The organism is Paraburkholderia kururiensis JCM 10599 = LMG 19447 (assembly GCF_003986935.1).
GTDB classification, from domain to species: Bacteria; Pseudomonadota; Gammaproteobacteria; order Burkholderiales; family Burkholderiaceae; genus Paraburkholderia; species Paraburkholderia kururiensis.
The window spans coordinates 43,665-57,771 of record NZ_RJZE01000025.1 but is presented as its reverse complement, the minus strand read 5'-3'; the positions used below and the strand labels follow the sequence as shown (position 1 = coordinate 57,771).

The 14,107-nt window shown below is 62.9% G+C and carries 14 protein-coding genes; 4 read left to right on the top strand and 10 right to left on the bottom strand.

All coding sequences use genetic code 11. The features are described 5' to 3' along the window. Position 1: 1 nt before the first annotated feature. The 5 genes from PKKP23_RS26280 to PKKP23_RS26260 are packed head-to-tail and all read right to left on the bottom strand — an operon-like array spanning position 2 to position 4,647. The gene (locus tag PKKP23_RS26280) at positions 2-1,132 is read right to left on the bottom strand and encodes an FAD-dependent oxidoreductase (protein ID WP_126879040.1); all 1,131 of its coding nucleotides are present in this window, start codon (positions 1,130-1,132) and stop codon (positions 2-4) included. A gap of 31 nt (positions 1,133-1,163) precedes the next feature. Next, a complete protein-coding gene (locus tag PKKP23_RS26275; protein ID WP_026121446.1) occupies positions 1,164-1,523 on the bottom strand; it encodes a Rieske (2Fe-2S) protein in 360 nt (119 codons plus the stop codon). Positions 1,524-1,535: 12 nt separating this feature from the next. After that, the gene (locus PKKP23_RS26270; RefSeq protein WP_126879039.1) at positions 1,536-2,486 is read right to left on the bottom strand and encodes a VOC family protein; all 951 of its coding nucleotides are present in this window, start codon (positions 2,484-2,486) and stop codon (positions 1,536-1,538) included. A gap of 27 nt (positions 2,487-2,513) precedes the next feature. After that, a complete protein-coding gene (locus tag PKKP23_RS26265; protein WP_126879038.1) occupies positions 2,514-3,677 on the bottom strand; it encodes an alpha/beta hydrolase family protein in 1,164 nt (387 codons plus the stop codon). Between the two features lie 55 nt (positions 3,678-3,732). After that, positions 3,733-4,647 (bottom strand): SphA family protein, encoded by a 915-nt coding sequence (locus PKKP23_RS26260; protein ID WP_017774860.1) that lies wholly within the window; start codon positions 4,645-4,647, stop codon positions 3,733-3,735. Positions 4,648-4,942: 295 nt separating this feature from the next. Between PKKP23_RS26260 and PKKP23_RS26255 the strand changes: the two genes are divergently transcribed. Beyond that, positions 4,943-5,869: a LysR family transcriptional regulator gene (locus tag PKKP23_RS26255; protein WP_126879037.1), complete on the top strand. Its 927-nt coding sequence runs from the start codon at positions 4,943-4,945 to the stop codon at positions 5,867-5,869. Positions 5,870-6,315: 446 nt separating this feature from the next. On the opposite strand, the gene PKKP23_RS26250 is transcribed toward PKKP23_RS26255, so the two are convergent. The 3 genes from PKKP23_RS26250 to PKKP23_RS26240 are packed head-to-tail and all read right to left on the bottom strand — an operon-like array spanning position 6,316 to position 10,242. After that, on the bottom strand, positions 6,316-7,560 hold the full coding sequence (locus tag PKKP23_RS26250; protein WP_126879036.1) for a D-amino acid dehydrogenase: 1,245 nt from the start codon (positions 7,558-7,560) through the stop codon (positions 6,316-6,318). Next, entirely contained in the window at positions 7,557-9,014 is a 1,458-nt protein-coding gene (locus tag PKKP23_RS26245; RefSeq protein ID WP_126879035.1) for an N-acyl-D-amino-acid deacylase family protein, read from the bottom strand. The genes PKKP23_RS26250 and PKKP23_RS26245 overlap by 4 nt, the downstream gene beginning before the upstream one ends. 7 nt (positions 9,015-9,021) lie before the next feature. Then, positions 9,022-10,242, bottom strand: coding sequence for an MFS transporter (locus tag PKKP23_RS26240; RefSeq protein ID WP_240659149.1), 1,221 nt, complete (start codon positions 10,240-10,242; stop codon positions 9,022-9,024). A 135-nt stretch (positions 10,243-10,377) separates the two neighbouring features. Here PKKP23_RS26240 and PKKP23_RS26235 point away from each other — a divergent pair, with 135 nt between their 5' ends. Beyond that, positions 10,378-11,289: a LysR family transcriptional regulator gene (locus tag PKKP23_RS26235; RefSeq protein WP_126879034.1), complete on the top strand. Its 912-nt coding sequence runs from the start codon at positions 10,378-10,380 to the stop codon at positions 11,287-11,289. Here the strand turns inward: PKKP23_RS26235 and PKKP23_RS26230 are convergent. After that, positions 11,274-11,732 (bottom strand): hypothetical protein, encoded by a 459-nt coding sequence (locus PKKP23_RS26230; RefSeq protein ID WP_126879033.1) that lies wholly within the window; start codon positions 11,730-11,732, stop codon positions 11,274-11,276. The genes PKKP23_RS26235 and PKKP23_RS26230 overlap by 16 nt on opposite strands. Before the next feature lie 205 nt (positions 11,733-11,937). Continuing rightward, positions 11,938-12,819: a LysR family transcriptional regulator gene (locus PKKP23_RS26225; RefSeq protein ID WP_126879032.1), complete on the bottom strand. Its 882-nt coding sequence runs from the start codon at positions 12,817-12,819 to the stop codon at positions 11,938-11,940. Between the two features lie 131 nt (positions 12,820-12,950). On the opposite strand from PKKP23_RS26225, the gene PKKP23_RS26220 reads away from it, so the two are divergent. Together PKKP23_RS26220 and PKKP23_RS26215 are read left to right on the top strand one after the other, a co-directional pair. Continuing rightward, positions 12,951-13,550: an NADPH-dependent F420 reductase gene (locus PKKP23_RS26220; protein WP_126879031.1), complete on the top strand. Its 600-nt coding sequence runs from the start codon at positions 12,951-12,953 to the stop codon at positions 13,548-13,550. Positions 13,551-13,612: 62 nt separating this feature from the next. Beyond that, a complete protein-coding gene (locus PKKP23_RS26215) occupies positions 13,613-14,107 on the top strand; it encodes an SRPBCC domain-containing protein (RefSeq protein ID WP_126879030.1) in 495 nt (164 codons plus the stop codon).

Here is a 14,107-nt window from a genome sequence, read left to right as displayed (position 1 = left end):
GTCAGATCGGCTGCGCGAGACGCTGGTGCGTCTCGTGCATGATGCGGGTGTGTTCAGCCTTGTCGCCGCCGGTAATCTCGATCTCGCCGAGGCGCCCCGAGTTTTCCACCACCATGCGGCAGCGCTCCCAGCGCCGTGCCTGAAAAGCCTGCAATGCCGCCTGCACTGTCGCGCCGCGCCCCAGTTCCTCGGCCAGCACGATGCCGTCTTCTATGCCGATGCCCGCGCCCGATGCCATATGCGGCGTGGTGGCGTGTACCGCGTCGCCCACCAGCACCACGCGTGCGTTGAACCACGGCTGCGGCAGCAGCAGGCTTTCCAGCGGACGATAGTTGCAGCGCGACTGCGGCCCGAGCTGGGCGCGGATGGACTGCACCAGCGGCGCGCCGAACGACGCCAGCAGATCCGAGAGCATGCGCGGCCAGTGGGCGGGATCGATGTGCTCGTTCGTCGGCCGGTCTTCGGTGACGAAGACGTACATCTCTTCCTGCGAAACGGGATTGACGCCGGCCTTCACCTTCTGCCCGAGCCACATCGTCGCGCAGACGATCTCCGCCGGACGCGGCACGACCGCGCGCCACACGCCCTGGCCCGTGTAGCGCGGCTTTGGCGCATCCGGGAACACGGCGGCCCGCACCGTCGAGTAGAGGCCGTCGGCGCCTACTACGAGGTCGTAGGTGTTTCGTGTGCCGTCGGTGAAGATCACGTCCACACCATCTTCGCGCTGCGCGATTTGCGAGAACGTGCAACCGAGCCGCACGTGCACGCCGGCCGCACGCGTCGCATTGGCGAGAATCTCGGCCAGCGCGGGACGCATGATGGCCGCGCCGCCGGGCACGTCGTCGCCCGCTACGCGCGGCGTGGGCAACGTGCCGATCGGCTGGCCCGCGGCGGTGAACAGGTTCACGCCGTCGCCGCCGTAGCCGCGTTCGAAGAAGGCGTCGAGCACACCCACGGTGCGCAACGCACGCAGCGTCGGCCCGCCGATGCTGATGCCCGCGCCATACGAGCGCCAGCCCTCGTCGATCTCCACGAGATCGACCGTCATGCCGAGCTTCGCGCACTGAATCGCCGTAGCCATGCCGGAGAAGCCTCCGCCGATGACGAGGACGCGCTGGATAGGGGTGGTCATCTGGGTGTCTCCTTGGGTGTTATGTGATGAGTCATGTCTCGTGCCGGATCAGCATGATCTCGCCGTCGCGGGTCACTTCTATCGGCACAGGAATCAGCCGCTGGCCGAGGCACGGGCCGAGCAGGCACACGCCGCTCGCCATGTCGAACTGCGCACCGTGCGCATGGCAGACGATGCGCGTGGCGTCGCCGTTCAGATAGGCGTCTTTGCGCCAGGCCATCGGCGTGTCGCCGAAATGCGGGCATGCGTCGCGCCACGCGTGCAGCGCCTCGCCGCGGCGCACGACGAAGAGCGTGTCGCGCCCCGTGCCGTCGGGATCGAAGCCGCGCGCGCCGGGATCGGGCAGATCGGCGACGCTCGCAAGCCGAATGGAAAGCAATGGGCCGGACATGGCGGTGCCCGCTCAATCCGCCTTGACGGCGGGCGGCGGCGGCGCGCCCGGCGCCCAGTTCTCGCGATGCTGGAACAGAAAGAGCTGCGACGTGTCCGCGCCCAGGGGCGCCTCGCGCGCGGTCCACGCCGTATCGTGCAGGTCCATGTCGGCGTCGTACTCCACGTGGCAGCCGAACGGGCTGTTGAAGTACCAGAACCAGTTGGAGCCGAAGCGGTGACGCCCCGGGCCCCAGAACGACTGGTATCCCTTCGCGACGAAACGCGTGCCTGCCTGAAGTACCTCGGTGGGGCCGCCCATATGAAACGTGAAGTGTTCGCAGCCCTTCATGAACGGAGGCGTCTCGATCATGAACAGCGTGTGATGGTCGAGCGTGCCGGCCGGTTGCAGGAACGGGCCAACGCCCGTGAAGCGATCCGTGCAGCGAAAGCCGAGCCGCTTGACGTAGAACGCCTCGGCGCGCGCGGCGTCCGGCACGAAGTAGACGACGTGCGAAAGCGTACGCGGCGTAAGCGCGGCATCGTCGCGCACGCCGACCACGTTCGGCGCGCGCAGCGCCGGCGCGCCAGGCGCGTTCACGGGTTCGGCGGGCAGCGCAAGCGGACGGCGCCTCGTCACCTGGAAGCCGATGGCAAAGCCCATGTCGTCCACCGATTCGATCGAGCCGTCGGCAAGCGTGCGCACTTCGCGGTCGCGACGCAGTTCGCCGGCAATCGCATCGAGCGTCGCGGCATCGGCCACACCGTAGACCGTCTTGCGCAGCATGCTCGCTGTGCCGAGCGAGGGCGCGAGGCGCGCATCGTCGCGATGCGCGATTTCGATGCCCGTGCCGTCGAGCGCTTCGAAGCGCCCGCCCGTTGCGTCGCGGCGCACCGGCAACAGGCCGTAGTCGATCAGATATTGGCCGCAGGCGGCAACGTCGTCCACGCCGAAGACCAGCGTATCGAGTCCGATGATGTTCATGAGATAGGCGTTCTAAAGAAAAGTGGATCAGCGTGCGGTGCGTCCGCCGAGCGTTTCGGCGACCCAGTCGGCAATGAAGTGCCCCGCGTTGATGGAGTTATCGAAGCTCGAATGCTGCACGCCGCCTTCGCGTTCGGTGAAGATCTTCAGTTCGCGCTTCGGGCTGTTCACGAGCTGCTCGTAGGTGCGATGCGCCCAGGCCACCGGGATCTGCGAGTCCTTCGAGCCGTGCGTCACGAGGAACGGCACCTTGATGCGCTCGACCACGCCGTCGAGATGCACGTTTTCGGCAATACGCATGAAGTCGTCGATGTCTTTGGCGCCCCAGACCCAGCACACGTGCTTCCAGTAATGCGGCACGGGGAAGTTGCCTTCGCGCTGCAGGCGTTTCTTCTGCACGTCGCGCCAGTCGTGATTGGCGCCCCACACCACGCCGCACGCGAAGCGCGGCTCGAAGGCCACCGCGCGCGGACAGTAGTAGCCGCCAAGCGAGACTCCCTCCATGCCGATCCGTTTTGCGTCCACGTCGTCGCGCGTTTCGAGCCAGTCCACGATGGGACTCGCCCAGACCTCGCTGTTGTAGACCGCATGCAGGCCATGAAGCCGCAGCGCTTCGCCCGTGCCGGGCTGATCGACGACGAGCGACGACACACCGCGCCGTGAGAGCCATGCCGGCAAGCCTACGAGGTACTTCATCTCCTTCGTGGAATCGAGCCCGTTCACCTGCACGAGCAGCGGGCTGGGCGCGCCATCGGCCTGCTCCGCCTTCACGAGCAGACCGGAGAGGTGCCCGTTGCCGTATGGAATGGCAACGCGCTCGCAGTTTTCGCCCGTCAGCGCGATGGCCCGGTCGAACGTATCGAGCGAACGGCGGTACAGGTCGATGCGCCCGGGCGCATCGTGCGCGAGCATGCGCTCGGCCGTGATGAGATACATCGCGGCACGCCGGTATTTCTCGCCCGCGGAGAGCATCCGGCCTTGCGCTTCGTCTTCACACGCCAGGTCGCACAGGCGGTCGGCCGTCTTGACCCAGGCTTCGCGAAACGCGCGCGTGCCTTCCGCATCGGGCTGCCGCGACGCCTCCTGCAGCGGCGCGCACATGTCCTCGATTTCGCCCATGCGCGCGCCCATTTCGATGGCGAGATCGACGGACAGATTCCAGACGTAGTTGGTAGGAAAGTAGCGAAACATACGGATTGCCTTCGTTGAAATGACGTATTGCCTGCGACGGCGCGCGTGAGCGTGCCTAGCCCTTGCGCCCGAAGCCCGGCCACAGGGGAATGGCGATGTTCAGCCACACGTTGTTGCTCTTCGACGTATTCGCGGCATACACGCCCTGCTGATAATTGAGGTTGATATTCCAGCTTCTCGCGTCGTAGACGAGCGAGGGGCCGATGCCGAACGTGCGCATGCGGTTGCCCACGTTCACGCCATTTGCCTTGTCGTCGCTGAACTGATTCAGATACGCGCCCACCACGCCGAGCTTCCACGGGCCGAAGTTCCAACCTGCCTCGAACTCGCCGACATAGCCGTCGCCGGAGCGATAGTTCGTCGTGCCATTCTTTGCGTTGAGCAGCAGGCGGTTGGCAATGCCGATGTCGATGCCGTTGGGCACGTTGTAGCGAATGGAGAAGACCGGCTGCACCGACGTGTAGCCCACCGCCACGCTCGCCTTCACGGGGCTGTAGGAACCCGTCTCGAACGCGACGTCGATGCCCGACGCAATCGCAAGGTTTTGTGACACGTTCCATTGCACCAGCACCGGTGTCAGCGTGATGTTGGAAAGACCGTTCTGCGTGCCCGATTGCCCCGCTACGCTGGTATGCAGCGAGACGACCGGAATGACGAGCTGCGAGTAGACGTTCGCGCCCAGCAAATGAAACGGATACGCCACGAGCAGACGCGTGGTCTCGGAAAACACCGACGAATGAAACGGGATGGGCAGCTTCTTGCCGTCGTTGCCGTAGAGTCCGTTCGCAAAGCTGTAGTTGAACTGCTCCAGCGCAAACAGGCCCGGAATGGGCGGAAGATTGGCGAAATTCGTGGCCACCGCGCCCGCGGGATACGGCGAAACGCCGCCTTCGAATGCCTGCGCTTCGTTCATCGAAACGACGGCCAACACGGCGCAGCCGATGGCCCTTGCGACCGGATTCTTCAACATGCTGTCTCCTCAACCTGCGCGGCGCTCGTGCCGCGCGGCGTCTCTTTAGTAGCGGAAAGCGTGGTGTGCACAGTGCACGTACGCGCGGTACGTGCACGCTGAAAGTGCCCTGACGCTGGCCTCCCGATGCAATGCATGCGTGATCGCGTCGAGATGTGACGTAGGTTAAGATAGCCGGACGTATTGGAGAAATGGATTCAATCCATGCGCGATATCGATGGTGTGAATACTCTCAGGCAAAACCCTGGTGCCGCTCTCACACCGCAACAAAAATAGAAGCACGGAGACAGCACGCATGCGGTTCAACAAGCTCGACCTCAACCTGCTTGTCGCGCTCGACGCGCTCTTGAGCGAGCAGAACATCAGCCGCGCCGCCGAGAAAATCCACCTGAGCCAGTCAGCCACCAGCAACGCGCTTGCGCGGTTACGTGAATACTTCGACGATGAACTGCTCGTGCAGGTGGGTCGCAAGATGGAGCCCACGCCGCGTGCCGAGGCACTGAAGGACGCCGTGCGCGACATCCTCGTGCGTGTCGATGCGACGGTGGCAGCGCAGCCCGAATTCGTGCCCGCGCAGGCCAATCGACTGTTCAGGCTGTTCGTGTCCGACTACACGATGACGACGCTGATTCCGCACCTGTTCAGGCTCGCCTACGAGCAGGCACCCGGCATCCGTTTCGATCTGCGCCCGCAGGTCGCCTATCCGCACCGCGTGCTGGAGCGCGGCGAAGCGGACCTGCTCATCATCCCCAAGGAGTATTGCTCGACCGAGCATCCGGCCGAGGTGCTGCTGGAGGAAACGTTCTGCTGTGTCGTGTGGGAACACAGTCCACTCGCAAAGGGGGAGATGACGAATGAGCGTTACATGGGGGCCGGGCATATCGTCGTGCAGGTAGGCGAGGGGCAGACCGCGCTCGAAGCCTGGTTCATGCAGCGGCTTGGCGTCGTGCGACGTGTGGAGGCAAGCACGTACAGCTTCTTCTCGCCCCCGCATCTGCTCATCGGCACGAACCGCATCGCCACCATGCACCGGCGGCTTGCCGAAGCGGCTTCGCGCAGCCTGCCCATCGTGCTGCGCGACGTACCGGTCGCCGTGCCCACGATGGAGCAGTCCGTTCAATGGCACAAGCATCGCACGTCGGATCCGGGTCTCACGTGGTTGCGCGCGCTGCTGAAAGAGGCCGTGTCGACAATGGACCGCGCACGCCATGGCATCGTCTAGCTCATCGCGAGCGGCGTCCACGCAGGAGACTGCACCGATGAAAACGTTATGTTCCCGTTCGTAGGTAATATTTCAGCGGGTAGTAACCGTGCAGGTGGACGGCCACCCGACACGCGTCGTGCACGCGGGCGAGTCTTTCCAGTTGCCCGCCTATGCTTCGCACACGACGACAGCGGGCCCGGACGGTGCACGCGTGTTGGCTAGTTGGGCACACGTGCCGGGTCAGCCGTTCAACCTGCCTGCGCAGCCGTAGCGTCGGTTAGCGCGACTAGTCGCTGCACTAATGCCTGGCCTATACGCACTCGCGGTAAGCGGCCGGGCCACCCACCAGGCTGAAATGGCGATACGCGTGATCTTCGCTCGTTGCAGGCGACTCTCTTCCTGGCACCCACAGGGTGAGGACCTGGATTGCGGTAAGCACCGTCCTGCTCGTCGAAGTCATTCGTTCACAACAAGAACTCGTCCGCAGCAGACTTGCGTTCCCGGCCGGCAATTCTGTCGGCCACCCCTTTACCGCTGCCGAGCGCCAGCGTAAAGCCCAACGCGCCATGACCGACGTTCAACCACAGGTTCCGATATCGCGTGCGCCCGAGTATCGGCGTGCCCGTTGGGGTTGCGGGCCGCAGACCGGCCCACGGTTCAGCTGATGCGTAGTGGCCGGCCTCGGGAAACGCCGCCTCCACCTCAGTTCTCAACGTGGCCACACGCGATGGATCAATGGTTGCCCGCTGCCCATTCAGATCAGCCATGCCGGCGATTCTCAACCGGTCGCCAAGACGGGCATACACGATCTTGCGCTGGAAATCGGTCACGCTGATCGACGGCGCCGCAGCCTGGTTTCTTACCTTCACGGTCAGGCTGTAACCCTTCAGCGGATAGAGCGGCACCCGGATGCGCAGCGGCCGCAGCAGTGCAACACTGGCCGTTCCCGCCGCCACCACGATGTGCTCGGCGTCCAGCATTTCCGCTGCGGCGAAAGCGCCGATCCGGCCCGTGCCATCTTCGCGAAGAGCGTCAATTTGCGTGGCGAAGCGAAACCGCACACCTTCGCGCCGCAAACGCCGCTCAAGACCGACGCAGAAGCGATAGCAGTCGCCGCTCTCCTCACTTGCCGTATAGATGCCGCCCGCCAGATGCCTGCCCATATGCGCCAGGGCCGGTTCTGCGTCTACGCATTCATCTGCGGTCATGGCCTGCTGCTCACAGCCTAGTGTTCGCTGGTAGTCGAGTAGTCGGCGCGCCTTGTCGAATGAAGCAAAGTCGCGATGAAGCACCAGTTTGCCGCTATTCGCATAGTCGAAGGCGATATCCGGTTCGCGGGCAACGAACTCATGCATCAGTGCGCGGCTGAACATCGCCAGGCCCAGCAGACGGCGCGTCGTCAGGTCGCTTTGCCGTTGGCTGCACGCGCGCACGAAGCTCAGACACCACCGCCATTGATCCGGATCGAGCGACGGGCTGAAGCGCACCGGCGAGTCGGCGCGCAACAGCCACGCCGGCAATTTTCCGAGCACGCCGGGTCCGGCGAGCGGCGCCACGTAGCTGTACGACAGCTGCCCGCCGTTGGCGTAGCTCGCCATCGTGCCGACGCCGCTGTTGCTGTCGACGACAGTCACGTCGTGGTCATCGGTCTGCAGGTAGTAAGCGGTCGATAACCCGATGACGCCAGCGCCTATCACGAGGACTTTCATGAAGCGCACACCCTGCGCGTGATGACCTGCCCGGCGCGCGCGCCGGCATGCAGGCCATCGCGCCATGTCAGCACACCGTTCACGATCACGGCCTCGATGCCCTCGGCCGCCTGGATCGGTCTTTCGTAACTGGCGACGTCGCGAATCGTCGCGGGATCGAACACGACGACGTCGGCATGATTGCCTACCGCCAACGTGCCGCGCCCACTGAGTCCGAAATTCCTGGCTGTCAGACCCGTCATTTTCCATACCGCCGTCTCGAGATCGAACAGACGCAGATCGCGACTGTAGTGCCCGAGAATGCGCGGGAATGTACCCCACAGACGTGGATGCGGCCGTGCGCCGACGGCGAGGCCGTCCGAGCCGATCATCGTTTCATCGAAGGCGAGGATCGCGCGCACGTCGCCTTCGTCCATGCCGAAGTAGATCGCGTTCGCGGGTTGGAGCCGCGCGGCCGCTTCTTCCCTGGAGACGCCCCACCCGGCAGCAATCTCGCCGAGTTCCCGGCCAGCCTGCTCAGGATGCGGCTCGCTCGAACTGATCACGATACGTTCTCGAAGCTTCGCGGGATCGCTATGCAGCATCGTGGAACTGGCGTTATACGGATAACAGTCCAGCGCCACGCACTGGCCGTGCATCGCCCGCCGGATACGCGGCAGCGTCACGGCCGACTTGCCATGGTTCGACGCCCGCAACAGTTTGTGATGCGAAATAATGACCGGACAGCCCAGTTCGCGCCCAATCAGGAAGCTCTCTTCGAGAGATTCCATCGACCCGTCCGCTTCGTCGCGCATATGCGTGGCATAGACCGCGCCGGTTCCGGTGAGCGGACGACAGACGTCAATGATTTCCTGGGTCGGTGCGTGAGCCGCGGGCGGGTAGTACGTGCCGGTGGATATCCCTATTGCACCTGCCGCGAGCGCTTCCTCAAGCAGTTCGCGCATCGCGGCGATTTCGAAGTCGCGTGCGGGACGATCGAGCGTATCCATCGTCAGCACACGCAACGTCGAATGGCCGACCATCGGTGCAACGTTCACCGCAGACGGCGCGCTGCGCAGCGCAGCGAGATAGCTGCCAAACGTTGCGTAGCGCTCGCTGTTGCCGGCATCGAGCAGATTGAGCGGCGCAGGCAGCGGCGTATCGTCGCGAAACGGCGCAATGCTGATTCCGCAGTTTCCGGTGACGACCGTCGTCACGCCTTGCGAGATCTTGGCCGTCATGTCCGGCTGCGCAAGCACCGCCTGGTCGTCGTGAGCATGCGAATCGATGAAGCCTGGCGCGACGATCTTTCCGCTCGCATCGAGCCGTTTGGTGGCGTTGTAATCAGCGAGGTTGCCGATAACGGCGATTCGTCCGCTTCTGATACCGATATCGGCTCGCGTGCGGGGCGCACGCGTCCCGTCGATCAGCATGCCGCCGTGGACGATAAGGTCGAGTTCGGAATGGATGTACATGGTTGGCTCAGGCGGACAGACGCGGCTGCGCGCGCCACGTCGTGGCAACGATGAAAGCAAGCAGCGCGCTCGACACCAGAAACGACAGCGCGACGAGATAGCTGCCGTGGAACGCGACGATCAACGCACCCATCACGGACGGCGCGAGTGAGCCGGCAATCTGGCCGCCGAAATTCATCAGGCCTGTTGCGCTGCCAATTAGATGCTCCGGAAAATACTTGAGTGGAATCGAGAACACCGTGGCATAGACGAAGTTGAACGACAACAGGCAGAGCGTCCAGTACGCCACGAGCAACGTGATAGACGTCGTCGAGATCATCAGCGCGAGAAACACTGCGGAACCGAGTGCGCCAGCCATCATGAAGTGCTTTTCACGCCCCTTGCCGTGGCGGTCGAGCAGCCAGCCGACGACGTTCGTGCCGAGAAACGCGATCAGATACGGAATGGTCGATGCAATGCCGACATGCAGCAGATCGATGCGATAAGCCTTCAGCAGATAGGACGGCATCCAGGAAATCATTCCGATATAGACGATGCTGGTGCCGAACCAGATGAAAGTCAGCTTCAGTGCGTCCGGACGCCGGAGAAGTTCACGCAGCTGGTGCTTCGGACGCGCCGCCATCCTGCCGCGTTGGCCCCCCATGCCACCCCTCAGCGCGAGCCACAGCATCACGGCGACAGCCAGACCGACGACCGAGAGAATATGGAATGCGCTGCGCCAGCCGAGATACACGACGGCCAGCGCGACGCCTGCTGAGCCTGCGGCATTGCCAAGGAAGACGGTCGAAATAAGAAACGACTTGGCACGCGCGCGTTCCGGCTTCGGAAACGTCTCAGCGACCGTTACCGAACTGGCCGGTGAAAAAAATCCCTCTCCGACGCCGAACATGAAACGGATCACCAGTAGCGATCCGAACGACCACGCCAGTCCCGTCAGGCCTGTAAACAGCGACCATAACGCCACACACATAACGACAACAATGCGCGAACCGTAGCGGTCCGAGAGCCAGCCGCCGAGCAGTTGCATCACGGCGTAGCTGACGTAGAACACGCTGAGCAGCAGACCAGCCTGGCCGGCGTCGAGCGCGAATTCCCGGCGGATCGGGATAATCGCGGTGCTCATCACGATCCGGTCGGAATAGCCGATTGCCCATGCGAGGAACAAGGCGGCGAGGCAAACCGTTTTCTGCATCCGTGTGTATGCGGGACTGACCGCTTGTGCTTCCATGTGCGTCTCCTGGTGTGCGATCGCGTGTAGGTTGGAAACGACTATAGAAGCTGGATGGCGAGACCGTCGAATGAGACAAAATCGATGGGCTATAACCGCAGGCTATATACTTTTTGCACACGAAAAGGAGCCCGCATGCGCCTTCGACACATCGAAGTATTCTCCGCCATCATGAAGACGGGCAGCGCGGTCGGCGCAGCCAGAGTGCTGAACATCTCGCAGCCGGCCGTCAGCAAGATGCTCCAGCATGCAGAGCGCACGCTCGGGTTCGCACTGTTCGTGCGGTCGAAAGGCAAACTGGTGCCGACGCCCGAGGCGCTGCGTTTGCAGGAAGAGTTGCAGCCGCTCGACGATCAACTGGCGCGCGTTCACCGGGTCGTGGCGAACCTGTCGGCGGGCAAGGAAGCGCCGTTGCGGATCGCCGCGACGTCTTCGCTTGCCCATCATCTGGTGCCCTATGCGCTGGCGGACTGGGGCCGCGCGTTCCCGAACGCACAGTGCATGCTGGTCTCGTCGCTTACACGCGAGATGATCTACTGGCTGCTGATCGGCGAGATCGATATGGGTTTCACGATGCAGGCAATCTCTCAGCCCAATCTCGTGACCACGCCCGTCTGCAATTTCGACCTGTATGTCATCGCTCCACCGGACTGGTGGCCAAAGAGGGTGCTCGACCGCCCAGCGGTACCCGCCGATCTCGCGGGCCAGCCGTTTATCGCGCTCGATACCGCTTCGCCACTGGGCGTCACCGTCATGGGATGGCTCGATGGCATCGAACCCGAAATCAAGGCATCAGTGAAGACATACGCGCTGGCGCGCGCGCTGGTCGAAGCGAACGTGGGTATCGCAGTTGTCGATGGCTTCACGGCGCAAGCAGGTGCATCAGCAGGAAAGGTGCAGATGCGGCCCATCGTGTCGCCGACGGAAAACTGGGTGTATGCGTTGACCAATAGCTCGCGGCCGCCGCCGCAAAGCGCAGATGTTTTGATAAGGTCGATGCAGGCACTTGGTGGCTACTCTTCGTTGGCGCGTCAGAAGGAAAGCTGAAAAGACTCTGCGGTGCAGAATTTGGATAGATACCTGTCGGTATCGTCCCACTGAGCGACTCGCGCGGCTATCAGGCCGGAATGACTCCGGTTGTCTACCGGTGAAGAGACCTCGGCTCGCGAGGATGTCTGATTGGATACCGAACGCAAAGATCCTCCCATCGAGCGCATGCCATAGAAGGTTCCATCAGGGTTTTCCGCCGTCAACAGGGATGACCGGGCCGATGCGAGAAAAGGCGACGAACCGAATTGTCGACGAGTCAGGGACGATGTCGAACGGCCAAGGCTGCCGCCGACCAGAGTCCGACAACCGAGCGCGGCAATCGCCTCGGCTGCGCGTTCGACGCAAGAGGCATAGCACGACCCTATGCAGTCGTTCGCGACCGTAGCGATGATCGTCGCGTCACCCATCCATTCCGGCCGTTCGTCGTGAAGTGAAGACATGAAGACTGACTCCGGAAGCTGACTTCCCGCGCGCACTCTCCTGGCAGGTTGCCGTCGAAAGTGTGCAGTGTCGCGAAACAATGAGCCTCGCCGACAGCACGCGTTATGGAGCGATGACGCACCGTAGCGCGAGCACATCGGCATCAGCGGTGGCACAGTGAACGGCGACCTTGATCGTGATCTTGAATTGCCAATCGCCGTGGAGCTAAACCCGTTGTGCGAGCGCATCTGCCAGAAAATCCGTGGCAGTGCGTACGCGGGTAGGCACAAACCGTCGCTTGGGCCAGACAAGGCTGACCTCCCTGGGCTGCCGCACGAAGTCATCGAGTACGGTGACGATGTCCGGGTGCCGAAACTCGCCCACTAACGAAGCGCGGTGAAACATGCCAATGCCGACGCCGGCCAGCACGCCCGCAAGAATCGTCTCCACGCTGTTGGACGACAGATTGCCGCGCACCGGCACATTGAACTGGCCTTCGGGCCCTGCGAACGGCCACTCCCTCATCTCGCCATAGACCAGACAGTTGTGGTCCTTGAGCTCGGCAGGCGTACGGGGTACACCGAACTTTTCAAAGTAACGGCGAGATCCGCCGCACACAAGCGAGGTAGCAGCCACACGGCGCATCACCGAATCGGGCTCTTCAACGGGACTCACGCGAATCGCAAGATCGATCCTGTCTTCCACCATATCGCGTACGGCGTCGGAAAGAACCATATCGATCCGCAAGCCAGGATGTTGCGCCAGCAATGCGGGAATGAGCGGCAACACGTGCAATCGGCCAAACGTCGAGGGTGCCGCGATCCTGATGAGGCCTGAAACGTCGAGCGTGGTGCTGGTCAGCTCGTTATCCGCCACCTGGATCTCGTCCACCAGTGGACCCATACGCTCGTAGTACAGCTGCCCCTGATCGGTCAGTGTCACTTTGCGCGTGCTGCGATGAAGCAGTGCCACGCCGAGGCGTTTCTCCAGCGCGTTCACGGCTTTACTGATGGCGGACTGCGACTCGCCAAGCCGTCGAGCGGCTGCGGAAAAGCCCCCCGCCTCCACGACGGCGATAAATGCATTCAGTTCCTGAAACCGATCCATCCGCGACCCCGCTATGTGCATTCGGAACTTATTCCAGTCTGGAATAAGTTCTATATCAAATGCCGAAATTATCATTCGATTGAGCCGAAATTACTATTCTCCACGAGCTAACTCAAAGCAGGAGAAAGATCGTGAGTTATTCGATCATCGGTTTCGGCGCGGTGGGTCAGGCGCTGGCACGCGCCTTCGCGCGACAAAACATTGAAGTCGCTGTAGCCAGCCGGCGAGCGCCCGATGCGCTGCTACCGGAAGCACAGGCTATCGGCCCAAAGGTCACTCCCAAGACTTTGCAGGACGCCGTGCAGGCCGACACGCTGATCCTCGCGGTGCCGTTCTGGGAGCACTGCAACGTCGCGGAGGCCCTGCCGGACTGGCAGGGCAAAACCCTCATCGACGTGACGAACGCGTTCGGGGTGCCGGTCGAGGAACTGGGAGGCTTGCCGTCATCGGCCGTCATTGCGCGCGCCTTCACGGGTGCCCGCTTCGTCAAGGGATTCAATCACCTGCCTGCACACGTGCTGGCGGCCAACCCCAAAGTCGGCGGCGGCCGGCGCGTCGTGTTTCTATCCAGCGACGACGAGGGAGCGGCGGCACCGGTAGCCCACCTCGCTGAACGGCTCGGCTTTGCGCCGGTCTGGCTGGGTGCACTCCGGGAAGGCGGCTCGCTCGTACAGGCAAGGGGCCGCGAGTGGGCGCCGCTCATCTTCAAGGATCTCGTAAGGCCTGAGTAGCTCGCGCGCCTCTCATGCCTGCGCAGCATTCGAGTCCACCGCTCTTCCATAAGGGAATCGCCATGTACGAAACAATCAAGTGGCCCGAGGAGATGAAACCGAGCCGCTCTCCGATCCATTTCACCAACGAGCTCGAGGTCCCGGCATCCGTCGAGACGATCTGGTCCTTGCTGAGCGATTTCAAATCGTGGCCCGCTTTCTATCCCGGTGTCCGACACGTGCAGCCGCTTGACGGCGACGATCGCTTTGGCTTGGGTACGAGATTCGAGACGAATCTTGCCGGCCAGGATGTGTTCGCGTCCGTGCAGGAGTTCGAGCCGATGACCCGCATTGCGTGGGGCGGCTATCCAAAGGTTTCCAGTACGTCCCGGGCCTACCACGCCTGGATCATCACGCCCACGGCAAGTGGGTGCCATCTGTGGACCGAGGAGACGATGCAGGGACCGCACTGGCTGGAGCTCGCAAAGCAGGCACCTGACGTGTTCTGGCTCACCCACGAAAATCTGCTCAGGAATCTCGCCGAAGTCGCCACGGCGCGTGAGCGTTCCCGCAGCTAA